This is a genomic window from Halobacteria archaeon AArc-dxtr1 (genome assembly GCA_025517425.1).
GTDB lineage: Archaea > Halobacteriota > Halobacteria > Halobacteriales > Natrialbaceae > Halostagnicola.
Map to the genome: position 1 here is coordinate 49,547 of JAOPJY010000003.1, position 22,136 is coordinate 71,682.

The window sequence follows — 22,136 nt, forward strand, 5'->3', positions numbered from 1 at the left end:
TGTTCGTTCATTTAGGGCAGCCTAAAACACTTATAGTTGCCGGTTGGAAGCGATGCCTACAGCTCGACGCCACTCGGGATCAGGCTGTGCTGGCGCAGGAGGTTCCCCGTTTCGTCGTACACCAGAAACGTCCGCTTGTCGTAGGTGACGAACGGCTCGCCGTCGATCGTGATCGCCACCTCGTAGCGACCCTCCCCGGCCGTGGCCGTCTCCCCGTAGCCGCGAGCGGCGTCGACGAACTGTAACACACCATCGGCTGGCGCATTGAGTTCGAGGATAAACTCGCCAGTGACACGGTTCGTGACGCTGACGACGCCCGCACTCTCCTCGTCTATGGGCTCTCGCAGCCTGAACGAGGCATCGGTCTCCTCGGCTGCGAGCACTTCGCCCTCGGCGTCTGTGAGGCGCTCTCGAATCATCTCCGTCGACCCCGTTACGTCGATCGAGACCACTGGCTTGGCTGGCTCGCCCTCGGTCTCGGCCCAGTCGACGTTGCTCACGTCCAGGGTGAAATCCTCGCGCCTCATTCGGTAGCTGACGGTTAGGACTCCGACGGTATGAACGTAACGCACGGCGCACTCTTCGCCGGGTACTCGGTTCGCGTCGCACCGAACGCTTTTTCGCTCCCTCGACGCAAACTGCGTCGAAATGGACCGCCGAACCGACGTCCGGGCCACCTACGACCGGATCGCCTCACACTTTGCAGCCACGCGGGAGTACGCCTGGCCCGAGGTCGAAACGTTCCTCGAGGCCGCCCCCGACCGTGGGATCGGACTCGACCTGGGCTGTGGTAACTGCAGACATGCGGAACTCCTCGCCGGGCAACTGGATCGCGTGATCGGCCTCGACGTCAGTCGCGGGCTGCTCGAAACCGGACGCAATCGGGCTATCGATCGCGGGTTCGACGTCGATCTCGTCCACGGTGACGCCGCCTCTCTGCCGCTTACAGCCGACACCGTCGACGTCGCAGTCTACGTCGCGACGCTACACCATCTCCCGACGCGGGAGAGCCGTCGCCAGAGCCTCGACGAACTCGCCCGCGTACTGGCCCCGGACAGTCGAGCACTCATCAGCGCGTGGTCGACCGCCCACGACCGCTTCGAGGGGACGGAGTCGTTCGATACCACGGTCGAGTGGACACTTCCTGGCGGCGAGCGCGTCGACCGGTTCTATCACATCTACGCCCCCGACGCTTTCGAGCGCGATCTCGAGGCGAGTGACATCGACCTCCTCGAGTGGGAACTGTCGAGCGGAAACTGTTATGCGACGGTCACATCCCCCTGACGGGTCGGTCCAAAGAGGAAGTCACTTAAGGTCGTATCTCGAACCGCCGGATGGAGCGCGGATGGTCTAGTGGTAGGACCTGAGCCTTCCAAGCTCATGGCCCGGGTTCAAATCCCGGTCCGCGCATTCCTTCGGCGAACAATATCGTGAGCCGAAGGAATCGAATGAGGGATTCGAATCAGGGAGGAGCTACGCTTCGACCGTGGTTCAAATCCCGGTCCGCGCACTGTTTTCGAATCTCCCGGATTCGGAAGCCAGCAAATCTTCGATTTGTGCTGCTTCGGCGAGCAAATCCGTGAGCCCCAAGGCTTCACTCCCGGTGCCGATTACGACGGCGTCGGTGGATGGCGGACGGTGTCGATCCAGAAGTTTTCGATCGCCTGGGCCATCGAGTTGAACTCGGCCATATCGTTCGGTTTGGTGAGGTAGGCGTTCGCAGCGTTGTCGTAGCTGCGCAGAATATCCTCTTCGGTCTCGGAACTCGAGAGGATGAGTATTGGCGGGGGCGGGTAGTCGAGTTCCCTGTTGAGTACGTCGAGTACCTCGAATCCATCTGTCCGTGGCAGATTTAGATCGAGGAGCACGAGGTCGGGGTGGGGATCTCCGTCTGCCTCTTGGCGCTGTTGGAAGTAGTCGGTGGCCCCTTTGCCGTCGGTGACGACGTGAAATTCGATTACGCTGTCCGTCACCGAAAACGCCTCCTGGGTGAGACGGACGTCGCCGGGATTGTCCTCGACGAGCAGAATGTCGACTGGCTCGTCAGGCGTGTACTGGGTCATGGCTCTACGTCTATTTAGTGTCGAGCGACCGTAAGGGCCCCTCCTAAACACTTGGAATAGCCAGGCCTCTGCAAGCCGATAGCGGTGCGTCCCGACTCAGTCTTCCAGCGGCGAGTCGGGCGAGCGATCTTCGGTGTCGACCGTCAGGGCAAACACGAGTCCGAGGATCAGCCCGAACAGGAGGTGTCCGACGAGACTCTCGACGGCCAGCGTCGGAAAGCCACCCCCGTCGCCGGTTCCGAGCGCGTCGGAAACTGTCGGGAGGAGGATAACTGGAAGGACGGCCCAGACTGCTAACCCGTAGGCGACGCCCGAGCCGATAATCCGGGCCGCGAGTCCGGTCTGGGACAGTGCCTCAGTTTCGGGATTGGTGCGAACAATCCCCAGGATCGACTCGCGAGTGATGAGAAAGCCGAAGATAGCGCCCAGAACGACGCCGTGGCCGGCGTGAATCGCCCATCCCGTAGCACCTGGATCGAAGCCGTAGAACGTCGGAATCGCGCTCTCGATGATGTCTGGATCGGCGAGCCACAGCACCAATCCCATCGCGAGCGCGCCCAGTGCGCCGCCGACTGCGCCGCCGACCGGCCAGCCGATGCGACTGTCGATCCCGTACGTGGTCGTCTCCTCGGACTCGGTGCTCATGACACGGTCGGTACGACGATCACTCCCAAAAGCATTGGTCAGGCACACGTCTGATCTTGATCGGGGACCGGACCCCATCACGCGTCCTCACAGTGATTCTGCCCGCCTCACCCGCCCATCCGTACCGAGGAACTCTTTGGAACCGACGCCCGACTACCGAACGTGGATCTCGAGTACGACCTCCTGGGGTGGCCCCCTGACGGCCCGCAACTGCGCCTCGACCACGAGCGGTTTAGCTACGCCGGCAAGTTCGTGATGACAAACACGGGAAAGGCCGTCGTCAGAGCGCCCGATGCGGGCGGTTCGAACTGTGTGGACGAGATCGACGACGATGTCGTCGCCGCCGTCTCGTTCAACGAGGACCGAACGGACGAGACGCGCCTCTGGATTCGGTACGTCACCGTGGCTCGCGACCACCGAGGCGAGGGGATCGGCCCCGAACTCGTCGCGTTCGTCCGCGACCGGGCGGTCGCCCGCGGCTACGACCGACTTCGGATCGCCGTCAACAATCCCTTCGCCTACGTGGCGCTGTACCAGGCCGGGTTCGGCTTCACCGACGAGACGACGGGGATCGCCGAACTCGTCCTCGAGTACGAAGCCGACGGTGGGGCGGCGACCGACCGGACGGTTACAGCCTACCGGGACGGACTCGAACGCTTTCTCGACCGAGACTCACTCTCTGAGGAAGAGCGTGCGTTCGTCGAGGACCGTCTCGAGCGCGAGCGGCCCGACTGGCTCCAGACGACTGGGTGACTACTCACACGTACTCCAGACGGCAGACACCCATACGCCCCCCAACCGACAGACGCCCACACTGCGTGGCAGGCTACCCGCACGCAAAGGGAACCGTTCAATTGTCGGCGGTTCCGATACCCGGTAATGGGAAACGCAGCGCTTCGAGACCTCGCGTGTATCGAGGAGGTCCCCTTCGACGAGCTAGACGGCGTCGTCGCGGTCGACGCGCACAACTGGCTCTACCGGTATCTGACGACGACGGTCAAGTGGACCTCGAGTGGCAAGTACACGACTGCAGACGGGACGGAGGTCGCGAATCTGATCGGGATCGTCCAGGGGCTCCCGAAGTTCTTCGAGAACGATCTCGTCCCGGTGATGGTCTTCGACGGTGGTCCCTCCGAGCTCAAGACCGACGAGATCGACGCCCGTCGCGAGCAGCGCGAGACGTACGAGGAACAACTCGAGGTCGCCCGCGAGGAGGGCGACGAACTCGCAATCGCACAGCTCGAGTCACGGACTCAGCGACTGACGCCGACGATCCAGGAGACCAGCCGGAAACTGCTCGAGTTGCTCGACGTTCCCGTCGTCGAGGCGCCCGCCGAGGGTGAAGCACAGGCGGCACACATGGTCAAGCGCGGAGACGCCGACTACGTCGGTTCGGAGGACTACGACGCGCTGCTGTTCGGTGCGCCACTGACGCTGCGCCAGCTGACCAGCAAGGGCGATCCGGAGTTGATGGACTTAGCGGCCACCCTGGCACACCACGACCTCACGCTCGAACAACTGATCGACGCCGCGATCCTCATCGGGACGGATTTCAACGAGGGCGTTCACGGGATCGGCCCCAAAACCGCGATCACTGAGATAACCGAACACGGCGACCTCTGGAGCGTCCTCGAAGCCCGCGGGGCGAGCGTCGAGTACGGCGACCGCGTCAGACAGCTGTTTCGCGAGCCGAACGTGACAGACGACTACGAGGCCGAGACGACGCTCGATCCCGACGTCGAGGCGGCCAGAGCCTACGTCATCGACGAGTGGGGCGTCGACGACGGTGAGGTCGCACGCGGCTTCGAGCGCATCGAGTCGACGCTCGTCCAGACGGGGCTCGACGAGTGGGTGTGAGGCGGCGTGGCCGCGACGGCAGGTCTATCGCGGCTCCGAGACCTCCATCCCGGACTACTCCCGACTACATCCAAGCTCGCTTCCCGCCAGCCCGACGGCGTTCCGTGCGCCACCTACGGAGGATAGGTAGCCGACGCCGACGCCCGCTTTCATCGCCTTTGCTGCGCGACCCGTGACGATCGCGGATCCGACCTGTGCGACGGCGTCGTCGCCGATGCTGACCAGCCAGCCCGGCGAGTCGAAGGCGAACGAGTCGAGTGCTGTATCTGCCGGTTCACTGCCGCGACCGTCCGCTTCCCGTACGGCCTCGACAGTCCGAACCACGTTGGTCGCCGCAGTTTTCGCCTCTCGAATCGCCGACTGAGCGCTTGCCGGAACCGCTTCGCCGTCGGCGTCGATCACGCGGGCGGCGTCGCCCAGAGCAACCGTTCGGTCGTCGAGACGGAGGTCGGCCCGTACCGTCGGGCGATCGCCTGCCAGTGCGTCTGCGCCCCGAATACCACCCGCCCAGACGAACTGATCGTAGGCGAGGCGTTCGCCGGAGGCGAGGTGGACCGTCTTCTCGTCGGCGTCGGTCACCGTCGCTTCCGTCCGAACTACCACTCCGGCGTCTGCGAGGGCGTCCGCTACCGCGCGCTGGAAGTTCGCCGGAAAGCTCGGCGCGACGCTGTCTTCTTGCTCGAGAATCGTTACCGTTGCCGCGACGCCCTCCTGTTCGGCGAGCGCAGCGAGTTCGCCGGCGACTTGTATCCCCGAAAGCCCGGCGCCCCCGACGACGATTCGCGGGCCCCCGGAGTCCTCCCGGAGCGCCTCGTAGAAGCCTCGACGGATTTGGATCGCGTGCTCGAGGCGTTTTAGCGGGGTCGCGTGTTCTCGAACGCCAGTGAGTCCGTAGTACGCCGTCTCGGCGCCCAGACAGGTCGCGGCGACATCGTAGGAGACCGTTCCAGTCGAACAGTGGACGGTCCGCGATTCGCGGTCTACCTCCTCGACGGTCGCGACGTGAACGGTCGCTCGGTCGAGCGCCGACGGCAGCGAGACAGTGATCTCCTCGGCGAGCGACGGCCGACGGATCACCCGGTGGAGTTCGTGCTGGAGGAGGTGATCCGGTGATTCGTTTATCACGGTGAGTTCGACGTCGCTCGGTAGCGTCCGTTCGAGGAGTCGCGTGAGTGTCAATCCGGCGTACCCCGCTCCCAGAACCACGACGTGCATATCCGGTCTAGGGAGTCGAGACGTAAAGCTGTGATCGCCGCGGGTTCCGACGCTACTGCACTCTCACGGAACTGTCCGGCAGGGTCTTGACCGACGGCACCGGTGGCTACTATTAACTCGGCCCGTCCACAACTGGGGTCCAATGTCCGAACTCATCCTCGGTCGACACATCCCCGACGAGCTCACCACCATGGCGCGCGAGATCGGTCCCGAACCGGGCACCGTACTCGCCGAGATGGAAGCCGCCGCCGTCGACGAAGGGTTCCCGATCGTCGGCCCCGAGGTCGGCGGCTGGCTGGCCCAACTCGCCCGCATTCGGGGCGCCGAGCGGATCCTCGAACTCGGCTCGGGCTTTGGCTACTCGGCGTGCTGGTTCGCCCGGGCGCTCCCAGATGACGGCGAGATCATCCTCACCGAGTTCGACGCGGATCTACTCGACCGGGCGGAGCACTATCTCGAGCGAGTCGGCGCCAGCGACCTGGGAACGTTCGAAGCGGGCGACGCGGTCGAGATCGCCGCCCGGCAGGACGACCCCTTCGACGTGGTCCTCATCGACATCGATAAACACCAGTACCCCGAGGCGTTCGAGACGGTCCGGGATCTGGTCGCGCCAGGAGGACTGATCGTCGCCGACAACACGATCACCGGCGGCAGGGAACGCGTCGACGGCTCCGTCCACTTCGAAACGGTGCGGACCGCGCTCGCGGAGCCCGACTTCGACGTCGACGATGCTGATCTCGCGGAGAACACGAGAGTCGACACAGAGGGTGTTATCACGTACGTAGAGCGCCTCCGTGACGATCCCGACTTTGAGTCGACGCTGTTGCCGCTGGGCGACGGGTTGACTGTGTCGACCCGGATCCGGGAATAGTGGTTGTTGGTACTGGTCCTCAGAGATCACAGAACGCGTGATGGGGTCGTTCAGTGGATGTCACGTAGTAAATTCACAAGGTACATATTTGAGAGCAGGTGGAACTGTAGCATAATGAATGAGAATCCAGTCATCTTCCGCCTCAATCTGATTATCGGACTGCTGATTGCCAATCTGGTACTACTGCTGCTCTTGTTTCTCCCGCTGGAGGTGCTCTTTCTCGGCGGAGTGGTGCCTGCCATCCTCCTTCCAGTATCGGCCCTGGTAATCCTTATTCTGCTTCTTCGGTGAGTGCACGTGCCAACTGAACATCGTACTGGGAGTATGAGGTCACCAATCAGCTCTAGGATTTCGATCAGGTAGTCGCGGTAGATTGTCCACCGAACACGACTCGCCGGATACCATATTCGAACGCGCCAACGACCAATGGGATCCACAACACCATCGGCCAAAACCCGAGCCCGATTTCAAAGATGGTCGGCGTTAGCCCTGCACCAGACGACTGTGCCGAATCAATCATAGACGACCACGAGATAGCGAGCGCCCATGCGTAGATTCCGAAAGCGATGAGAACAGGGGTGATGAGACGATACCGCGCCGAAACGTAGGCCGGAACCCCGCCAAAAAACAATGTTCCCCCAACGATCCATGCGCCCGGCCACGGCCACGTTACAAAACCGAGGCCATTACCGTGCTCGAAACTTGCGAGATGAAGGTGAACGAGAAGCGTAAGGAAACATAGTACGACGCCAGTTCCAATCGCAAATAGGAGCGGGGAATCCCATCGCTGGAGGCGACTCATGTTGGTAGATAATGATATTGTCTGTCATAATTGTTATGCATATTGAACACTACGCTAAGTCTCTCACCTCTACTGATCACAAGCCTACGTTTCATTCGCTTTCTATCGACTGTCTCTGGCGGTCAGTCCCGCCGCTCAGAACAGGTGCTCGTCGGCGTCGAGGATCTCGGCCGGGCCGCCCACGCGCCAGGACATCGTCTGAACGTCGCAGTCGGCGATCTCGGCTTCCACGCGCTCGGCGTACTCTTCGGTGGTGTTGACGTAGACACTCGCACCCGTGTCAGTCGAGAAGTAGACCGGAATCCCCTCCTCCTCGCGGAGTTCGCGGACGCGGTTGAACACCCGCAGCGTCGCGGGCTGCCAGTAGACCCAGCCCTGCGGTCCGGTCATCGTGGTCGCGGCCAGCGACAGGGAGTCGTGCTCAGCCAGTGAGAACGCCCGGTCGAAGTCACCCTCACGTAAGGCGTCGCGCATCTCGGCGATCTGGCCGTGGATGTGGGCGTTTCGGGCGCCGAACATGTGGCTGTCTTCGGCCTCGTTATGGGCGTCTTCGGTCTCCTTGTGGTAGGGAACCAGGGCGGCGATGATCCGGACGTCCTCGCCGAGACCCGTCGGGACCTCCCGGGAGCGACAGTCGTCGTCGTTGAGTCCGGTGTACAGCTGCGAGAAGCCGCCAGTGACGGCGCGGGCGGCCGACGCGGAGCCGACGCGGGCAATCGTCGAGATTTCCTCGAGATCGACGTCCATCCCGGCGGCGTCCGCGAGTGCCATCGCGGCGGCCGCGAAGCCAGAGGACGAAGAACCCAGTCCGACGTTCGTCGGGAAGCTGTTCTCGCTCTCGAGCCGAACCGGCGCGTCCGCGTTGACTGCGTCGGCGCGGGCACGGACCTTCGCGACGACGGTCTCGACGCGCTCGGCCGCCCGGCCGGTGAGTTCCTCGCCGTCGACGACGTAGACGTCCTCTTCGAGGTCCTCCGAGAACTCGACGGTCGTCTTCGTGTGACTCGGCGCGGTGCAGACGCTGATGCTGTCGTGGTAGGGCAACCGTTCGACGCCGTCGCGCATCCCGTGGTACTTGACCAGCCCCTGGATGGGGTGGGCCTTCGCCGTCGCTTTCATACCCGGACACGCGCAGGTCGCCCGCTTAAAGCTCACGGCATTCGGGTCAGGGGGGCGCCGGTTGTTCCCGGTCTATTTTGGACGACGTCCGGATATTGTAATGAATTCGACATGGGCGTGGGGATTGATCCATTTCGACGGTGTGGGTATGCACATGGGTAGCACAGCGATCGACCGCCAGCAGGTACGGCGCGCTCGGGACCACTTACCGAAGTGGATCTCCGAGGCGAGAGAGCGAGCGTTCGTCGAGCTGTTCGCCGGTCCGGACTCGGCGGTTACTGACGGGGAGCTGGCGGTGCTGGATGCGATCGATTCGGACCTTACCCGACAGGACGGTATCGGACTGTGGGGTGCCGACGAGTACGGGATCGCCGCAGGCGACCGCCTCAACACCGACGCCCCGCTCGTGGTCTGTACATACCACCCCGAGATCCCCTACGAGGGGTATCGCGGCACCGAAAGCCTCGACGAAGCAACTCGTGAGGAGTTAAACGACGTACTCTGGGACTACTGCGAGCGCGTCGCCGATCTCGTCTCGGCAGAGCTCGCGACGTTTCTCGATTCGGCCGGTTGAGAATCGTCACGCTGTCGAGTGCCACACGGAACCGAACGCCTGAAATGGTCGCTCTCGCAAGCGCTCGTATGGGAACCCCTCTCGAGAACCGCGAGGAGCAGGCCGTAGAGATCGTTGATCGACTCGCAGACGAGTACCCCGACTCGACGATTTCGCTTCGGTACGCGAACCGACTCCAGTTGCTGATCGCCGTGATCCTCTCGGCACAGTGTACCGACGAACGCGTCAACCAGGAGACCGCCCACCTCTTCGAGACGTACGACGGCCCCGAAGCGTACGCGAACGCCCCACAGGAGGAACTCGCAGAGGCCCTGAGTTCGATCACCTACTACAACAACAAGGCGAAATACATCCGAAACGCCTGCCAGCAGATCGTCGAGGACCACGACGGCGAGGTGCCGGATACGATGAGCGAGCTAACTGACCTTCCCGGTGTGGGTCGCAAGACCGCGAACGTCGTCCTCCAGCACGGCCACGACATCGTCGAGGGGGTCGTCGTCGATACGCACGTACAGCGTCTCTCCCGCCGACTCGGACTCACCGACGAGGAGTATCCTGAGCCGATCGAGCAGGAGCTGATGGCACTCGTTCCCGAGGACGCCTGGCAGCAGTTCACCCATCTCTGTATCGATCACGGACGGGCGGTCTGTTCGGCCCGGAGCCCCTCCTGTGAGGACTGCGTCCTCGCGGATCTCTGCCCCTCAGAGAAGGGCGACAGCGACGTCGACCTCGCCTCGGGCGAGCCCTGGTGACTGGCTCGACACCCAAAACCGCCTTCGAACCGTCCGACAGCGGGAGGGGAGACAACCCGTGCCGACCGTCGCAAGCCCAACGCCTTTTCGCGTACCGGGGATAGCCCCCACCGAGTGAGACTTATGTCCGAGAATGACGAGCACGGCCGCGATGTCGAACTGGCAAAGGAGGACACCGAGGCGACGGACGAGCAGGACGACGAACTCACCGAGGAAGAAAAAGAAGCCCGCGAGCGCCACGCCGAGGAGCAGCGGCGACAGGACATCGAGCACCAGTCGGACGAGCGCGAGAACGACGCCTTAGAAAACGCGAACCCGAACAATCACCGCGACGAGGAGCCATACAATAGCTGAACGCGTCTGACACCCTAGTTCTGCGTCCGGTCACCGACTACGAGCGTCCGGATCGATGACTCAACGGCCAGCTCGACGCGCGTCTCTGTCCCGATGGCGTCGACCAGTCGACCGTCGACGGCGAGCGAGATGTCGTCCTCGTCGCGCTCGACAGTCAACGACAGCGCATCCTCCGGGAGCACCCACCGATTGGCGTGGGTGACGAACGGCGCAATCGGCGTCACGGCGACGGCTGGGACTGTCGGGGCGACCTCGGGTGCACCGACGCTACCGGCGTAGCCGCGCGTTCCAGCCGGCGTCGCGACGACCACCCCATCGGCACGAAAACGCGCCACGTGCTCGCCGCGACTCGCGACGGCGTACTCGGAGATCCGAGCCGGCTCGTCGGTCACGAGCGTCACGTCGAACAGCGCCCGCTCGGAGATGCCGTCTGCTGTGCTCTCGCCGTCTGTCGTCACCGAGATGATAGGGCGTGAACACACGCCAACGCACCCGTCCAAGACCGCACTGACGGCGCCAGCGACCTCGTTCGGGGTGGGGCCGTCCAGTTCCGTGCCGTGATCGTTCGACGTCACGGGAAGGACCGGCACCGACACCTCGGCTCGAACCGCTGCGGTCAGCGCTTGCTCGCCGGAAACGACCAGAAACGTGGGATCTACGTCGAGAACCGCGCCGATCGCTGTTGCGTCGCCCGAAACGCTCGACGCGTCCCGACCGTCGACGGCGCCAGCAACCGCGTTCGTGACTCGGCGTCCGCTCGTGGCCGGAGCGTCCCCCTCGAGAACGGCCACGGTCGGTGACTCGCCGGCGCTCCACCCCTCAGTATCCATATGCGGGTAGTTCCGCCGGGGTTACGAAAAGCGTGCGGTTCCGGCCCGGGACGATCACCCCATGAGTCGGCGGTGTTCGACCTTCAGACAGCGATCCTGGACGACAGCCACGCCATCCGCTTTCGCTCGTGTAGCTGCCTCGTCGTCGGTGATTCCTCGCTGGAGCCAGAGTGCGCTCACGTCCTCACGAGAGAGCACCTCGTCGACGATCCCGCTGACCTCTTCGCTCGGACGGAACACGCAGACGAGATCGACGTCTTCGTCGAGAGCTGTGAGAGAGTCGGTGGCTTTCCGGCCGAAAACCTCGTCAGCGTACGGGTTAACTGGCAACACCTCGTACCCTCGGTCGACGAGATACGCCGGGACATCGTGGGCGGCCTTCCCTGGCGTCGTCGAACACCCCACGACAGCGATCGTGTCGTACGCGAGGAGTTCGCGGAGGGTGTCATCAGTACTATGAGACATCGGGGCAGACTACGTACCTGCAGAATAAAACGGCCAGGATGATACCGTCAGGGGGGAGACGACAGGGAACTCCACCACCGAGTGCTGGGTGGACACTACGCCAGGCCGGCGGTTCGAATTTCGGGTTCGGACCCCTCGCCCTCTTCGACCTCGACAGCGGCATCGAACAGCTGTTTTAACGTGTTCATCGTCTGGGCGTCGTGAGCCGTCGAGTCGATGACGTAGATCCCAAGCGCGTTTGCAGTCTGAATTCGACCGGTGAAGACGTGGAGAAACCGAAAAACGGTCTTCAGATCCGAGTACATGAGCAACGTCGACACCGAGTGGAGAAGTACCCGGTTCTGTGTCAGTCCGCGCTCTTCGTAGAACTCTTTTAAGAACTCCGAGAGGTTAATTCCAATTCCGGTCATGTCAACCGGGGAAGAGGCGTACTTGATCCGTGGGTCGTCCTCGGTCGTCCCGATGCCACGCTGTTTCGTGACGCAGTCGACGACACCGACGTTCTGGTCGCTATCAGTGCGTGTGCCAAGTTTCGAGAGTACGGTCTGTGCATCGTCTTTCGTCGTGACAGCGACCGCCCCCTCACCGTTTGAGGCACCGCTGGCGAGAACATCGAAAGCGATCTCTCGCTTTCCCGTTAGCGGCGGCCCCGAGACGAGAACGTTCGTCCCAGGGTTGACGGTTGCGTCTGGGACGACGTCTGCAAAGTCATACATGCGAGATCTCACACACCCAACTTACGACCGTGTAGCGACCGTAGATACGCCTCTCTTCGCTCTGGTCTGGTATGAAAGTACGGGAACACACGTATAGTACTTGTGATCGAAGCGACGCCAACACCCACGAGAGGACCAATCGCCTCCAGTTACGTTATCACTGGGAACTCGAGAACCGACGACGCACGTCCGAGAACGAACGCCAGAACTGCCAGAAACATTCCGTACTTCATCACTGACTGGCCACGTGTGGGGTTATCAAAGCTCTTGATCGCTGCCAGAACCATGAGTGCGCTGGCAGGAAGTACCACAATCAAGTACGCTTCCCCGAAGTATCCCTGAAAATACGGAATCGGACTCGCCAGCACCGCGAGTACGAGCAGTCCAGTCCCGACGAGCAGTGCTCGCCGTTCCCCGATCGCGATCGGGAGGGTGTTCAACCCCTCCTCACGATCTCCCTCTATGTCCTCGACGTCTTTGACGATCTCGCGGGTCAGCGTGGCTGTAGCAGCCAACAAGAACAGTACGAGTGCTGCACCGGCGTCCCCAACTGCCGCCGCACCGAACAGAAATGTGCTCCCGACGAGATACGCCACGAGCGCGTTTCCGAGACCAGGCAACCCCTTGAAGAACTCGGTGTACGCGATCAGCGCGACGAGATTTATTGCCGCAATGGCAATCGAAAGCGCTGGCAAGGTAAGCGCCAGCGAAATCGCGATCGCGAACGTGACGAGACTGAACGCTAACGCACCACGTGGGGTGACTGCGCCGCGAGGAATCGGCCGCTCGGGCTGATTGATGCGATCGATCTCGCGGTCGAAGTAGTCATTGATCGCGTTCCCCGCAGCGACGGCTAGCCCGGTGGCCGCTGCCGCGGCGCCGACGGCACCCGGCTGTTCGACGACACCACCGGCAACGAATGCCCCCACGAACGGTAAGACCGCGGCGGCGACCACGTTTACCGGTCGGGTTAGCTCGAGCGTCCCCCGAATCGTCTCCCAGCGTCCCATCAGGGGGTATCTTCAGGCGGCAGAAATAAACGAACCGATCCCTCGCGCGGTTCAGCCCCTACCCTGGGTCCAATGCTCGCTTCTGACGCGTAGCAGGACGGAGGCAGTCGTCACTCTCGAGGCCAGCGTAATCACCACTACCGCCCTATCACGGAACGAATCGAGTAACTTATACGCACCCACCCGGAACGATTCGGTGAGGGCGCTTAGCTCAGTCTGGACAGAGTGCTTGGCTTCGGACCAAGTTGTCGCGGGTTCAAATCCTGCAGCGCCCATCCGAAATTAACACGGTTGGAATCCAACACCCCACAGCGGGGCGTATTTACCGGATCACCGTGTGGCGCCGAAGAGTTCGTGTATTTTGTACACGGGGGTCAGAGCTGTCGTGCGAATCTCTCAAGAGTTGACTCTCCACGAACTGGTATAATCCTTGGCACGCGTCGGCCGGGGAGACGGTCTCTGCGTTCGTCATCTATTTGAAGCTCTGCTGAGAGTCGACACGTATCCACTATGAGTCAGGCCACCCTCGTCCAGCGGCCATATACGAACTCCAATCTCTTCTCCGGGCACTACCTCGACGAACGCCTCCAGCACCGCGACGAGTGGCAGTGCGACGAGGCCGCCCGCGAGGCACTCACCGACCTGCAGTCGCTGTACGACCTCGAACAGGACTTGGTCGCCGGCTACGCCGAAGACCCCCTGATCGACAACTGGATCGACGAAGTCCTCGACATCCTCGGCTACGGGACCAACGTCGAAACCACGCTCCCCGACGGCGGCGGCTTTGTCGACATCCTCCTCTTCGACGATACGGCCGCCCGCCGTGATGCCGCCAAAGTCTACCTCGATACCGAAGACACACGTGACCTCTTCGACCGCGGTGTCGGCCTCGTCGAAGCCAAACAATGGGACGCCGACTTCAGCGCGCGTTTCAGCGACCAACGTCCGTACCGCAACGCCTCCCACCAGATCAAACACTACCTCGAACGCACGCCCGAGTGACCCCTTCGTCAAAACCAGGAGACGGAACATAGATCCACTTGCCGATGAAGAGAAGTACGTGACTCCTCTTGTGAGGGGAGATCAAGTGGGTGAGTTGTGGGGAAGAGAGCGCGGGTGAGACAGGGTTAATTGCCCGTGTCACGAGAGGGCATGTACCCCCGTTCACTACTTGATCATGCTCACACCGACGGTTGTCACGGAGTTCGATAGCCAGGCACCGACAGAGACGGAGACAGCGACGTTCGGGCTCGGGTGTTTCTGGGGTCCTGATGCGATGTTTGGCGCAGTTGACGGTGTCGTGCGGACCCGCGTCGGGTACGCTGGTGGGACGAAATCCGATCCGTCCTATCAGACGCTTGGTGATCATACGGAAGTCGTTCAGATCGAGTATAATCCCGACCAGCTCTCGTTCGACGATCTCCTTGCGCGTGCGTTCGCGGAACACACGCCGTATCGCCAGGCCAAGAAACGCCAGTATCAGCACCTCATTTTCACCGAGATGGCTGACCAACATGACCAGTTGCAAGTATTTCTAGACGAGAGCGACCTTGACCGGGACCGGATCGCAACGCGTTTCGAATCACTCGATCGATTCTATCCCGCGGAGCCGTACCACCAGAAGTTCAACCTTCGTGGAAAACGGTGGATCACCGACGTGTTCTCCAAGGCAGGGTACGACGATGCGGCGATCAGGGAATCGTCGGCGGCGGCGAAACTGAACGCTCACGCTGCAGGCCACGACGTCACCGTCCCCTTCCTCACCCACTCGTTCGATCCCCAGTCACGGCGATAAGCACGTGACCTCCACCCACGGCTGAAGTCGTGGCCTCTCTCCTGCTTTCTCTGGTGTAGGTGCGGCTGATGATCTCCCGGACGCGCTCGTAGGGAGTTGTCTCGGTTTCCCACTCTGCGCCAACCGCCTCGTTGATATCCTCTAATTCATCCGGGCCAGTCGAGTTGGGCATATGCTCACTCTTTGTGAGCATGCGTTTCGAGTTCGGTGAGTGTCAGCTCATCAAGAACGCCCTCAGTTGTCGCTTCGAGGACGACCGGCGGCGCGGTGTCAGCGTCACGGGCTTGGACCCACCGCGGCAGACAAACACACCACCGGTCACCGGGGTGAAGCCCCGGAAAATCGTACTCCGGTCGTGGCGTGATCAGATCGTTCCCTTGCTCGCGGCTATACTCTAGGAACTCTTGGGTCATGACCGCACAGATCTCGTGTCGACCCGGATCACGCTGGAGGTGCCGGCAGTCTCCATCCCGAAGAAAGCCGGTTTGGAGGGTTGTGCTACAGGGTTCGAGCGGTTCGCCAAGCACGTTCTTTTCCCTATTTGACATCGTTGCCATATTGGCTGTGTGGCGTATAGCTATTGGGTAGAGTCTGTAGGCTATTCAGTGGCTCATGGATCACCAACTCAGATTGCTGTTGGAACGCCTCGTCAAGATGGAATGCGCGACTGTTGTGCGGGGTGCAGTCGGATCGGATTCAATATCTTTGTACAGTGAATTTGTAACAGACCTTGATCACTCGCTGTTCGAATCCAGTATCGCGTTGGCGAGGTTGCGGGCCGCTTCAACGTGTTCGTCGGCAGTCGAATCGCCAGTCTCCTCAATATTCGAGAGCAGTTCTGCGACATGTCCGATCCGTTTTTCGATCACAGGTGGATCAAGATTTGAAATCCTTGCGTCGACTAGGTCGTCAGCGATGGCATCCGCTTCGCCGATCCACCGGTTCGCTTCCCGCTCGATTGGGCGCTCCCGAGTCGCAACGAGGTGCTCGTGAAGCTGTTTAACCCTTGGTTCGGGGGTTTTTCTGGGCATAGACTGAGTAAAGTGGCGCGTCAGAAAAGGCGCTTGGCCAGGATGGGAAGTCACGGCATAGATTCAGGCGTCTCTGGAGAGGTTGCTCAGTACTGACCATCTCTGATTACTGTATCCATGCTCTAGATATCCACCCAGCAGATTCCCTCTCTGCGTTCTATCAGAAACCAGGAAGACGCTGGCACTCTGGTTGGGAAACTCTTCGTCGTCACTGTGATTGTTACAGCCCCTATTGGTCTCGGAGCAGTAGGGATAGTGGGAGTTGTAACGCTGTTTCCCGGACGAACGGAGGAAAGGATACGTCTCACTGGTAGACGCTATTTCGGAGTCGCCTGTTCCGAGGTGTGATCTAGTGATTCATGGATTGCATTTAGAAGTAGCTGGAGGCTCTCTTCATGAGCGGTTTTACTGTGATGGATTGCCGTCGGTGAGACGCCGTTTTGGTCGTACTCTTCGAAAGCGGCAGGTGGTATTGTCTCCCGCTCAGAGATGAAGACGCCGATCTCGGTTGCCAGCATATGCATCTGGATCAGTTCTTGCTTTCGCATTAGCCATACCCCGCGTCTGGTCGTGTAATTTGCGGTGATCCGTCGCAGATTCGAACGCGCCCAGTCTCGGTGATAGAGATCCTGTGTCCTTCGTGTACAAACTCCACAGCGACGATTCCATCCCTGTGATTCGCGTGCGACAGAAACTCGGACAGTACCTCTGGAGCAACTAATTCGTACAACGGATCGAGAGTACTTGTACGACTGTCTTTCCCAGCACCTACTGACTGCAGGAGTTCCCGCATCAGGGCGATGGTATCGTCGTTTCCAGCGGAGATCACGGTACCATTGTCATCTCTCGGGTCAGGACTAGTATCCTCTATTGTACTCCCCAATGACAGATAATCATACAGTAAATGTTTACCCATAGTATTTTGGTAAAATCTGTGCGTCGTGTTCAGATAAGCTGGTTCCATGCGAATGCGAACGACCTGAGCCACTGATCAGCAGTTTCTGCATAAGCGTTGTTAAAGCAGTTTGAGAAGAAAGAGGCTCCAGATAGCCGCAGTTGGCGGACTCACACTCGTCGGGCTCGCCCAGACAGCTGGCATTTTCGACGCGGCGATCCGTTACTGACCCGTACGGAAAGCCATCCTCCTAGTCGGTACTGTGTGACGAATCGGTTCGGTGTTCGCGGGCAATTCACCACGATCGCCTATCAACAGTCATCTCCACTGATCCCGTCCGTATCAGACTGCTAGAAAACCTTCCGACGCGACATATGGAGGCAAAAGCGTTAATCCGAGCTACGCAAAGCGGTACCACATGACTCACGCTTCGATACGCGACGTGGTCGACACCCTCGACCCGAACGAACTCCAGCACAGCGACGTGCTCAATGCAGGGCCATTCACCGTTGAGGTGGGCACGTATCCCGCAGACAGTGCTGCCCCGAAGAACCCCCACAATGAAGAGGAACTGTACTACATCCTTTCGGGGGTAGGCAAGCTCCGCGTTGGTGACGACACTCACAACATCGAGGCGGGAGACCTCGTCTACGTGGAACCCCAACTTGAGCACGACTTTTTCGAGATCTCCGAGGATATTACCGTCCTGATTATCCTGGGGCCGTCGACGAACCCCTCCTCGTACGGTATCCGTGAGCAAAACGCCTGACTCGGATCGCGTTCACGTACAACACCACGCTCGGAAAGCCGACCGCGTCGCAATACACTTCGTCGAACCCATGACTCACGATCGAATCCACGCGCGAAAGCCGACACACAATATCGAACGGTGGTCTGTCGGGACCATCGAACACATTGCTGAACGGGATGGACACTGCGTGTTCGAGGTACAGACAGAGCAGGGAGAGACGGTTGAGCTTACCGTGACAGTCGCTATTCGGGAGCTAGTACTGTCCAGGTTAGACCGTGAGCACAGTGAGTCGCCCGTCGGTGCCCGAGTCTGGTACCGAATGCACGGAGGCTAGCACGTCAGCACCGATCACCGACGGCCGCCTAATGCAGCAATGATCACTGACAGCCAGCTAATTACGCCGCTGTTCTCTCGCACTATTCACCGAAGAGATTCCCAACAACGCCGGGCTTTCGCCCCTCCGATCAGGTTGGGTTCGAGTTTGCCGGTTGACGCCTGGCTGGCCGCTCGTGTCGGTCAGTTGTGGATGCCCATTGCAGCAATCTGCTCTTGGTATCGATTTCGAATAGTGACCTCCGTTACCTGAGCGACTTCGGCGACTTCTCGCTGGGTCTTTTTCTTATTACAGAGGAGTGCAGCCGCGTAGATGGCTGCGGCGGCGTATCCTGTCGGTGATTTGCCCGACAGCAACCCTTTCTCGGCCGTCGTGTCGATAATTTCGGTGGCTTTCAATTGGACTTCTTCGGGCAGTTCGAGTCCAGAACAGAATCGGGGGACGTATTTTTTGGGATCGACAGGCTGCATCTCCAGACTGAGTTCCTTCGAGATGTATCGGTACGTGCGGCCGATTTCCATTCGATCAACCCGTGAGACGGCCGCAATTTCATCCAGCGACCGTGGAATTCCTTCCATCCGACAGGCCGCATACAACGTACTCGTGGCCACACCCTCAATTGACCGTCCTCGGATAAGGTCTTCCTCAAGTGCCCGTCGGTAGAGGACACTTGCAACCTCGCGGACAGAACGGGGCACGCCCAGCGCAGAGGCCATCCGGTCCGTTTCAGAGAGCGCAAACTGGAGGTTTCGCTCGCCAGCATCTTTGGTTCGGATCCGCTCTTGCCATTTCCGCAGCCGGTTCATCTGGCTGCGTTTTTCCGAGGAAAGAGACCGTCCGTAGGCGTCCTGGTTTTTCCAGTCGATCGTCGTCGTCAGACCCTTGTCATGCATTGTCTGGGTCGTCGGCGCACCAACGCGTGATTTGGAGTCACGCTCGGCTGCATTGAACGCCCGCCATTCCGGCCCTCGATCGATCGTCTCCTCTTCCAAAATCAGTCCACAGTCCTCACAGCTAATTTCGCTCTCATCTGTACTTATCGTCAGCGTCGTTGAGTCACATTCCGGACAGGACTGAACGCCTTCTTTCCCAGTGGTTTCGTGCTCTGTTCCAGTATCGCGTTCTTTCTGTCGGGACAGGCGTTCCATTACAGAAGGTGAATTGCTCTACCGGGTTAAGCACTGGGTGTACTGCGACATCTTCCCCGCCGGGAACGGAGAGGGAGCTTCGCCCCCTCAAGCAGTCGGGCGTAGCCCGACGCAGCGATAACGTCTCCGCCTGTACTGCACGGATAGCTCCCTGTTCCTCTATGGGGGAGATCCCAACGGACTCGGAGATCCCAATCTGGTCACACCACCAGCGAGTTCGGTAGCCAAATTTCGGTGAATCGCGTTAGAGATCCTCTGGCTCTTCGATCAGTTCCTTCAACCGTTGAATGAACCGAGTTGCCGGTGCGCCATCGACGACGTCGTGGTCGAACGTCGCCGTAAGCGACAGGTACTCGCGGGGTTCGATCTCGCCGTTGATGATCCCCGGCTTTTCGCCGATTCCGCCAACCGTAAGCTGGAGGGTGTAGTTTGTCGGTGTGATTCCCCATCCAGTTCCGGTTCCGAACATCCCGACTGAACTCACCGCGACAGTGCCTGCGATACGTTTCCAGTGGCGAGGATCCCATTGCGGGAGTCGAAAGAACAGTCGACGTACAGGACCGGGCAGGCGGAGGGCCAGGGAGGCCAACCCTGGCTGCTGTCGTTCGCTTGGATCCGTCTGGACTGTCCGAATCTCGTCGTGAATCGTCTGCAGTGACTGCCGATTCGCCGCTCTAATGACGTGTGGAACGCCGGTTCGGCCCCCACCGATTTCAACCTCGATGAGGACCATCACGTCAACGTCATCGAATCGGACGATCCGTCCTCGCCAGTCACGGTAGGCGTTGATGTGGCGATGATCTTCGAGGGCTCGGGCCAGAGAATGGACGAGAAACGCGGTAAACGAGAGGTCCTCACCCGTCCGCTCCTCTCGGTCGTGAATGCGCCGGCGGGCTTCGGTGACGTCGAACTCGACGAGTCCGTGAATGACGCTTCGCCGGCCGGCCATACGCATCGCGTCGACGGTTCCTCGCCGCTGTCTCGGGAACGGTTCGATCGTGTCACGTTGCTCGCTCATTCGAGTCCTGCCTGCTCGTCACCAGCAGGAGGTGTAATCCCGAGTCGACCTTCAGCAAACGCGGCAACGTCGGCGGCGAACGCTTCGACCTCGTCCCAATCCGTAAATTCGACGTCTCCCGCCGAGTCTGCGTCGGGCATCCCGGTCACCTTTCGCTTGGCGATCTGTTTCATCACCAGTCGCTTCAGAAACCCATATTTCGTATAGCGCAACGCGCCACCGAACAGGCCGATTCGATCGGGATGCCAGTCGGTGGCCTCGATGAACTCCTCGACGTAGCTAGCCGCCTGGGCTTGCCCGCCTTCGTCGGCCGAGGACAGCGACACCTGAAAGAAGGCGGTTGGTTTCGTCGCCAGCGGGTCGCGGGTAGCGGTGACGAACTCACGGACAGCGGGCTGGTGCTTGCCGGCGTGAATGGACGCGCCGACGACGACCGCGTCGAAGTCATCGATAGCGAACTCCGGCGAAATTCCACTCGCATTCACCGTCGTGGCTGCGTGCCCGCGGTCGGCGAGTACGTCACCGATGCGAGTTGCAACTTTCTTCGTCTGTCCCTCACCGGTTCCATAGAGTACAAGGAATGTTGCCATGGTGAATCTCAGCGTACTACCCTCGCAACAACAATAAAGGGGTGGCAGCTATCCAGCGTCACGTCTCTCAGCGCTTCTTTTCGCCGTCAACCAGAGGTCCTGAGAGGTGAACCACCACCGGTATCTTCGTACCCAGCCGAACCCTGGCCACGGCGAACGGCTACCCATCTGGTCCATCAGTCGTTTCTACTCCGTCGGTCGATTGAGGTCCGTTCGTTCCACCAAACGCCAGCAGATAGTTGATCGCCAGCGCCGCTGCGATGACGAGCGGAAGCAAAGTGAACGTAACGACCCACACCGAGACAGTGATCTCGCCCTCCAGGACCAGCACAACGGTCATTCCCGTAATCGAGGGGGTAAGCAGCGCTCCGAGCAGGAGCACGACGCCACCGACGACATATCCCCACGGACGTCGCTGCCAGAGCCAGTAGCCGGCGATCGCCAGTGCCGGGACCACGACGGCGAGATCGATCGCGTGGCTGACCGTCGCCTGTTCGCCGAGCTCGGCAACGATCGTGGGTTGCGTCCCCGTTATCAACGGTGGCACCAGATCTCCCAACCACAACAACCCGAGGCCGAGTGCGATCACCCAGAGGAACCCGCTGTAGACGGTGGGCGAGACTCGACCGTGGATTTGGCGGTAGACTCGATCTTCGTCAATACCGGCAAAGCCGCTGATGAGTGCGAACAGTGAGAGGCCGAACAGGGCAACGTAGCCGAGGAAGAACGCGTTCCACGCGACCGAAAACGCAATCGACGCCCACATGTAGGTCATGTAAGCGAGCGCCCCGAGCCAGATCAGGTATCCGCGAAGCGAGCCGCGGGCGGCCAACAGGAGCCCAAGCGCCAGTACCGGCACGCCGACAAGAAGAATCGTGAGATCCTGCACGTACAGTGCCGTGAGGAAATCCGGGTGATCCTTATAGTGGCCCGGACGGAAGAGACCGAGGAGCGTCGAAACGATCGACAGGACGAGGATTGCGATCGTTGTCGCGATTTGCCAGCGCGAGAGAAGAGCAGTCATTCTCCAGGCACCAATAGTAGACACGGCTCGCACCGAGATAATCTCCCACGGAGGTTCTCATTCACGGGAAACACTGCTCGTTATTCGAGTCTCTCAGTGGAGTGTTGCTCGTGTTCTGGGAAGCGAGGAGTGTTCTTCCGGTAGTCCAACGTCCACGCTCCAGCAGCGGGTGTTTCTGATGATCCCGTTCGTCCTCTCCGTTTCGCCGGCTCTCGCATTCGACGGCTTCGTGTCCCGATCTGGCTATTTGCTCGGATTATAGGGGATCACTGCGTTC

Annotated in this window: 27 protein-coding genes, 2 tRNA genes and 3 pseudogenes; 14 read left to right on the top strand and 18 right to left on the bottom strand. The window is 60.7% G+C overall.

Features of this window, described 5'->3' with window-relative positions:
• Window positions 1–56 precede the first annotated feature (56 nt).
• A complete protein-coding gene (locus OB905_12010; protein MCU4926699.1) occupies window positions 57–527 on the bottom strand; it encodes a DUF5793 family protein in 471 nt (156 codons plus the stop codon).
• Window positions 528–648: 121 nt separating this feature from the next.
• Here OB905_12010 and OB905_12015 point away from each other — a divergent pair, with 121 nt between their 5' ends.
• Both OB905_12015 and OB905_12020 read left to right on the top strand, forming a co-directional pair.
• Window positions 649–1,284, top strand: coding sequence for a class I SAM-dependent methyltransferase (locus OB905_12015; GenBank protein MCU4926700.1), 636 nt, complete (start codon window positions 649–651; stop codon window positions 1,282–1,284).
• 55 nt (window positions 1,285–1,339) lie between these two features.
• Window positions 1,340–1,410 (top strand) — tRNA-Gly (locus tag OB905_12020).
• A 200-nt stretch (window positions 1,411–1,610) separates the two neighbouring features.
• Here the strand turns inward: OB905_12020 and OB905_12025 are convergent.
• Window positions 1,611–2,063, bottom strand: a complete 453-nt coding sequence (locus OB905_12025; GenBank protein MCU4926701.1) for a response regulator — start codon at window positions 2,061–2,063, stop codon at window positions 1,611–1,613.
• A gap of 96 nt (window positions 2,064–2,159) precedes the next feature.
• Window positions 2,160–2,708: a hypothetical protein gene (locus OB905_12030; GenBank protein MCU4926702.1), complete on the bottom strand. Its 549-nt coding sequence runs from the start codon at window positions 2,706–2,708 to the stop codon at window positions 2,160–2,162.
• Between the two features lie 162 nt (window positions 2,709–2,870).
• Between OB905_12030 and OB905_12035 the strand changes: the two genes are divergently transcribed.
• Both OB905_12035 and fen read left to right on the top strand, forming a co-directional pair.
• Window positions 2,871–3,461: a GNAT family N-acetyltransferase gene (locus OB905_12035; protein MCU4926703.1), complete on the top strand. Its 591-nt coding sequence runs from the start codon at window positions 2,871–2,873 to the stop codon at window positions 3,459–3,461.
• 126 nt (window positions 3,462–3,587) lie between these two features.
• Window positions 3,588–4,565 (top strand): flap endonuclease-1, encoded by a 978-nt coding sequence (gene fen / locus OB905_12040; GenBank protein MCU4926704.1) that lies wholly within the window; start codon window positions 3,588–3,590, stop codon window positions 4,563–4,565.
• 54 nt (window positions 4,566–4,619) lie between these two features.
• Here fen and OB905_12045 read toward each other — a convergent pair whose 3' ends face one another.
• Window positions 4,620–5,780, bottom strand: coding sequence for an FAD-dependent oxidoreductase (locus OB905_12045; GenBank protein MCU4926705.1), 1,161 nt, complete (start codon window positions 5,778–5,780; stop codon window positions 4,620–4,622).
• Window positions 5,781–5,922: 142 nt separating this feature from the next.
• Between OB905_12045 and OB905_12050 the strand changes: the two genes are divergently transcribed.
• Window positions 5,923–6,651 (top strand): O-methyltransferase, encoded by a 729-nt coding sequence (locus OB905_12050; GenBank protein MCU4926706.1) that lies wholly within the window; start codon window positions 5,923–5,925, stop codon window positions 6,649–6,651.
• Between the two features lie 114 nt (window positions 6,652–6,765).
• Entirely contained in the window at window positions 6,766–6,942 is a 177-nt protein-coding gene (locus tag OB905_12055; GenBank protein ID MCU4926707.1) for a hypothetical protein, read from the top strand.
• A gap of 646 nt (window positions 6,943–7,588) precedes the next feature.
• On the opposite strand, the gene mvaD is transcribed toward OB905_12055, so the two are convergent.
• Window positions 7,589–8,572: a phosphomevalonate decarboxylase MvaD gene (gene mvaD, locus OB905_12060; GenBank protein MCU4926708.1), complete on the bottom strand. Its 984-nt coding sequence runs from the start codon at window positions 8,570–8,572 to the stop codon at window positions 7,589–7,591.
• 154 nt (window positions 8,573–8,726) lie between these two features.
• Here mvaD and OB905_12065 point away from each other — a divergent pair, with 154 nt between their 5' ends.
• The 3 genes from OB905_12065 to OB905_12075 all read left to right on the top strand — a co-directional run bounded on the left by OB905_12065 (window position 8,727) and on the right by OB905_12075 (window position 10,252).
• Entirely contained in the window at window positions 8,727–9,146 is a 420-nt protein-coding gene (locus OB905_12065; protein ID MCU4926709.1) for a hypothetical protein, read from the top strand.
• Between the two features lie 68 nt (window positions 9,147–9,214).
• A complete protein-coding gene (gene nth, locus OB905_12070) occupies window positions 9,215–9,898 on the top strand; it encodes an endonuclease III (GenBank protein MCU4926710.1) in 684 nt (227 codons plus the stop codon).
• 123 nt (window positions 9,899–10,021) lie between these two features.
• Complete coding sequence (locus tag OB905_12075) at window positions 10,022–10,252, top strand: hypothetical protein (GenBank protein MCU4926711.1); 231 nt, start codon at window positions 10,022–10,024, stop codon at window positions 10,250–10,252.
• Between the two features lie 14 nt (window positions 10,253–10,266).
• On the opposite strand, the gene OB905_12080 is transcribed toward OB905_12075, so the two are convergent.
• The 4 genes from OB905_12080 to OB905_12095 all read right to left on the bottom strand — a co-directional run bounded on the left by OB905_12080 (window position 10,267) and on the right by OB905_12095 (window position 13,273).
• A complete protein-coding gene (locus OB905_12080) occupies window positions 10,267–11,082 on the bottom strand; it encodes an NAD(+)/NADH kinase (GenBank protein MCU4926712.1) in 816 nt (271 codons plus the stop codon).
• Window positions 11,083–11,136: 54 nt separating this feature from the next.
• Entirely contained in the window at window positions 11,137–11,547 is a 411-nt protein-coding gene (locus OB905_12085) for a CoA-binding protein (protein MCU4926713.1), read from the bottom strand.
• A gap of 95 nt (window positions 11,548–11,642) precedes the next feature.
• Entirely contained in the window at window positions 11,643–12,263 is a 621-nt protein-coding gene (locus OB905_12090) for a recombinase RecA (GenBank protein MCU4926714.1), read from the bottom strand.
• Window positions 12,264–12,412: 149 nt separating this feature from the next.
• Entirely contained in the window at window positions 12,413–13,273 is an 861-nt protein-coding gene (locus OB905_12095; protein ID MCU4926715.1) for a geranylgeranylglycerol-phosphate geranylgeranyltransferase, read from the bottom strand.
• Window positions 13,274–13,473: 200 nt separating this feature from the next.
• On the opposite strand from OB905_12095, the gene OB905_12100 reads away from it, so the two are divergent.
• The 3 genes and pseudogenes from OB905_12100 to OB905_12110 all read left to right on the top strand — a co-directional run bounded on the left by OB905_12100 (window position 13,474) and on the right by OB905_12110 (window position 15,068).
• Window positions 13,474–13,548 (top strand) — tRNA-Arg (locus OB905_12100).
• A gap of 235 nt (window positions 13,549–13,783) precedes the next feature.
• Window positions 13,784–14,272 (top strand): annotated as a pseudogene (locus OB905_12105) (restriction endonuclease).
• 175 nt (window positions 14,273–14,447) lie between these two features.
• Window positions 14,448–15,068, top strand: a complete 621-nt coding sequence (locus OB905_12110) for a peptide-methionine (S)-S-oxide reductase (protein MCU4926716.1) — start codon at window positions 14,448–14,450, stop codon at window positions 15,066–15,068.
• 52 nt (window positions 15,069–15,120) lie between these two features.
• Here the strand turns inward: OB905_12110 and OB905_12115 are convergent.
• From OB905_12115 to OB905_12135, 5 genes and pseudogenes are all read right to left on the bottom strand, one after another.
• A pseudogene (locus OB905_12115) lies at window positions 15,121–15,240 on the bottom strand (transcriptional regulator).
• A gap of 4 nt (window positions 15,241–15,244) precedes the next feature.
• Window positions 15,245–15,616: a DUF2237 domain-containing protein gene (locus OB905_12120; protein MCU4926717.1), complete on the bottom strand. Its 372-nt coding sequence runs from the start codon at window positions 15,614–15,616 to the stop codon at window positions 15,245–15,247.
• Between the two features lie 186 nt (window positions 15,617–15,802).
• Window positions 15,803–16,099, bottom strand: coding sequence for a hypothetical protein (locus OB905_12125; GenBank protein ID MCU4926718.1), 297 nt, complete (start codon window positions 16,097–16,099; stop codon window positions 15,803–15,805).
• 317 nt (window positions 16,100–16,416) lie between these two features.
• Entirely contained in the window at window positions 16,417–16,647 is a 231-nt protein-coding gene (locus tag OB905_12130) for a UPF0058 family protein (GenBank protein MCU4926719.1), read from the bottom strand.
• 397 nt (window positions 16,648–17,044) lie between these two features.
• Window positions 17,045–17,137 (bottom strand): annotated as a pseudogene (locus OB905_12135) (IS6 family transposase).
• Window positions 17,138–17,412: 275 nt separating this feature from the next.
• Here OB905_12135 and OB905_12140 point away from each other — a divergent pair.
• Both OB905_12140 and OB905_12145 read left to right on the top strand, forming a co-directional pair.
• Window positions 17,413–17,763, top strand: coding sequence for a cupin domain-containing protein (locus OB905_12140; protein ID MCU4926720.1), 351 nt, complete (start codon window positions 17,413–17,415; stop codon window positions 17,761–17,763).
• 70 nt (window positions 17,764–17,833) lie between these two features.
• The gene (locus OB905_12145) at window positions 17,834–18,079 is read left to right on the top strand and encodes a hypothetical protein (GenBank protein ID MCU4926721.1); all 246 of its coding nucleotides are present in this window, start codon (window positions 17,834–17,836) and stop codon (window positions 18,077–18,079) included.
• Between the two features lie 182 nt (window positions 18,080–18,261).
• Here OB905_12145 and OB905_12150 read toward each other — a convergent pair whose 3' ends face one another.
• The 4 genes from OB905_12150 to OB905_12165 form a co-directional block, all read right to left on the bottom strand.
• Window positions 18,262–19,227, bottom strand: a complete 966-nt coding sequence (locus OB905_12150; protein ID MCU4926722.1) for a transcription initiation factor IIB — start codon at window positions 19,225–19,227, stop codon at window positions 18,262–18,264.
• A 244-nt stretch (window positions 19,228–19,471) separates the two neighbouring features.
• A complete protein-coding gene (locus OB905_12155; GenBank protein MCU4926723.1) occupies window positions 19,472–20,245 on the bottom strand; it encodes a 2-oxo acid dehydrogenase subunit E2 in 774 nt (257 codons plus the stop codon).
• The gene (locus tag OB905_12160; protein ID MCU4926724.1) at window positions 20,242–20,835 is read right to left on the bottom strand and encodes a protoporphyrinogen oxidase; all 594 of its coding nucleotides are present in this window, start codon (window positions 20,833–20,835) and stop codon (window positions 20,242–20,244) included. Before OB905_12160 ends, OB905_12155 begins: the two co-directional genes overlap by 4 nt.
• A 160-nt stretch (window positions 20,836–20,995) precedes the next feature.
• Entirely contained in the window at window positions 20,996–21,859 is an 864-nt protein-coding gene (locus tag OB905_12165; protein MCU4926725.1) for a hypothetical protein, read from the bottom strand.
• Window positions 21,860–22,136 lie beyond the last annotated feature (277 nt).

What these genes read in the sequence shown, in the direction of transcription:
- OB905_12010 (MCU4926699.1), bottom strand. Translation starts at nt 527, where the DNA reads ATGAGGCGCGAGGATTTCACCCTGGACGTGAGCAACGTCGACTGGGCC.
- OB905_12015 (MCU4926700.1), top strand. Translation starts at nt 649, where the DNA reads ATGGACCGCCGAACCGACGTCCGGGCCACCTACGACCGGATCGCCTCA.
- OB905_12025 (MCU4926701.1), bottom strand. Translation starts at nt 2,063, where the DNA reads ATGACCCAGTACACGCCTGACGAGCCAGTCGACATTCTGCTCGTCGAG.
- OB905_12030 (MCU4926702.1), bottom strand. Translation starts at nt 2,708, where the DNA reads ATGAGCACCGAGTCCGAGGAGACGACCACGTACGGGATCGACAGTCGC.
- fen (MCU4926704.1), top strand. Translation starts at nt 3,588, where the DNA reads ATGGGAAACGCAGCGCTTCGAGACCTCGCGTGTATCGAGGAGGTCCCC.
- OB905_12045 (MCU4926705.1), bottom strand. Translation starts at nt 5,780, where the DNA reads ATGCACGTCGTGGTTCTGGGAGCGGGGTACGCCGGATTGACACTCACG.
- OB905_12050 (MCU4926706.1), top strand. Translation starts at nt 5,923, where the DNA reads ATGTCCGAACTCATCCTCGGTCGACACATCCCCGACGAGCTCACCACC.
- OB905_12055 (MCU4926707.1), top strand. Translation starts at nt 6,766, where the DNA reads ATGAATGAGAATCCAGTCATCTTCCGCCTCAATCTGATTATCGGACTG.
- mvaD (MCU4926708.1), bottom strand. Translation starts at nt 8,572, where the DNA reads ATGAAAGCGACGGCGAAGGCCCACCCCATCCAGGGGCTGGTCAAGTAC.
- OB905_12065 (MCU4926709.1), top strand. Translation starts at nt 8,727, where the DNA reads ATGGGTAGCACAGCGATCGACCGCCAGCAGGTACGGCGCGCTCGGGAC.
- nth (MCU4926710.1), top strand. Translation starts at nt 9,215, where the DNA reads ATGGGAACCCCTCTCGAGAACCGCGAGGAGCAGGCCGTAGAGATCGTT.
- OB905_12075 (MCU4926711.1), top strand. Translation starts at nt 10,022, where the DNA reads ATGTCCGAGAATGACGAGCACGGCCGCGATGTCGAACTGGCAAAGGAG.
- OB905_12080 (MCU4926712.1), bottom strand. Translation starts at nt 11,082, where the DNA reads ATGGATACTGAGGGGTGGAGCGCCGGCGAGTCACCGACCGTGGCCGTT.
- OB905_12085 (MCU4926713.1), bottom strand. Translation starts at nt 11,547, where the DNA reads ATGTCTCATAGTACTGATGACACCCTCCGCGAACTCCTCGCGTACGAC.
- OB905_12090 (MCU4926714.1), bottom strand. Translation starts at nt 12,263, where the DNA reads ATGTATGACTTTGCAGACGTCGTCCCAGACGCAACCGTCAACCCTGGG.
- OB905_12095 (MCU4926715.1), bottom strand. Translation starts at nt 13,273, where the DNA reads ATGGGACGCTGGGAGACGATTCGGGGGACGCTCGAGCTAACCCGACCG.
- OB905_12120 (MCU4926717.1), bottom strand. Translation starts at nt 15,616, where the DNA reads ATGTCAAATAGGGAAAAGAACGTGCTTGGCGAACCGCTCGAACCCTGT.
- OB905_12125 (MCU4926718.1), bottom strand. Translation starts at nt 16,099, where the DNA reads ATGCCCAGAAAAACCCCCGAACCAAGGGTTAAACAGCTTCACGAGCAC.
- OB905_12130 (MCU4926719.1), bottom strand. Translation starts at nt 16,647, where the DNA reads ATGCGAAAGCAAGAACTGATCCAGATGCATATGCTGGCAACCGAGATC.
- OB905_12140 (MCU4926720.1), top strand. Translation starts at nt 17,413, where the DNA reads ATGACTCACGCTTCGATACGCGACGTGGTCGACACCCTCGACCCGAAC.
- OB905_12145 (MCU4926721.1), top strand. Translation starts at nt 17,834, where the DNA reads ATGACTCACGATCGAATCCACGCGCGAAAGCCGACACACAATATCGAA.
- OB905_12150 (MCU4926722.1), bottom strand. Translation starts at nt 19,227, where the DNA reads ATGGAACGCCTGTCCCGACAGAAAGAACGCGATACTGGAACAGAGCAC.
- OB905_12155 (MCU4926723.1), bottom strand. Translation starts at nt 20,245, where the DNA reads ATGAGCGAGCAACGTGACACGATCGAACCGTTCCCGAGACAGCGGCGA.
- OB905_12160 (MCU4926724.1), bottom strand. Translation starts at nt 20,835, where the DNA reads ATGGCAACATTCCTTGTACTCTATGGAACCGGTGAGGGACAGACGAAG.
- OB905_12165 (MCU4926725.1), bottom strand. Translation starts at nt 21,859, where the DNA reads ATGACTGCTCTTCTCTCGCGCTGGCAAATCGCGACAACGATCGCAATC.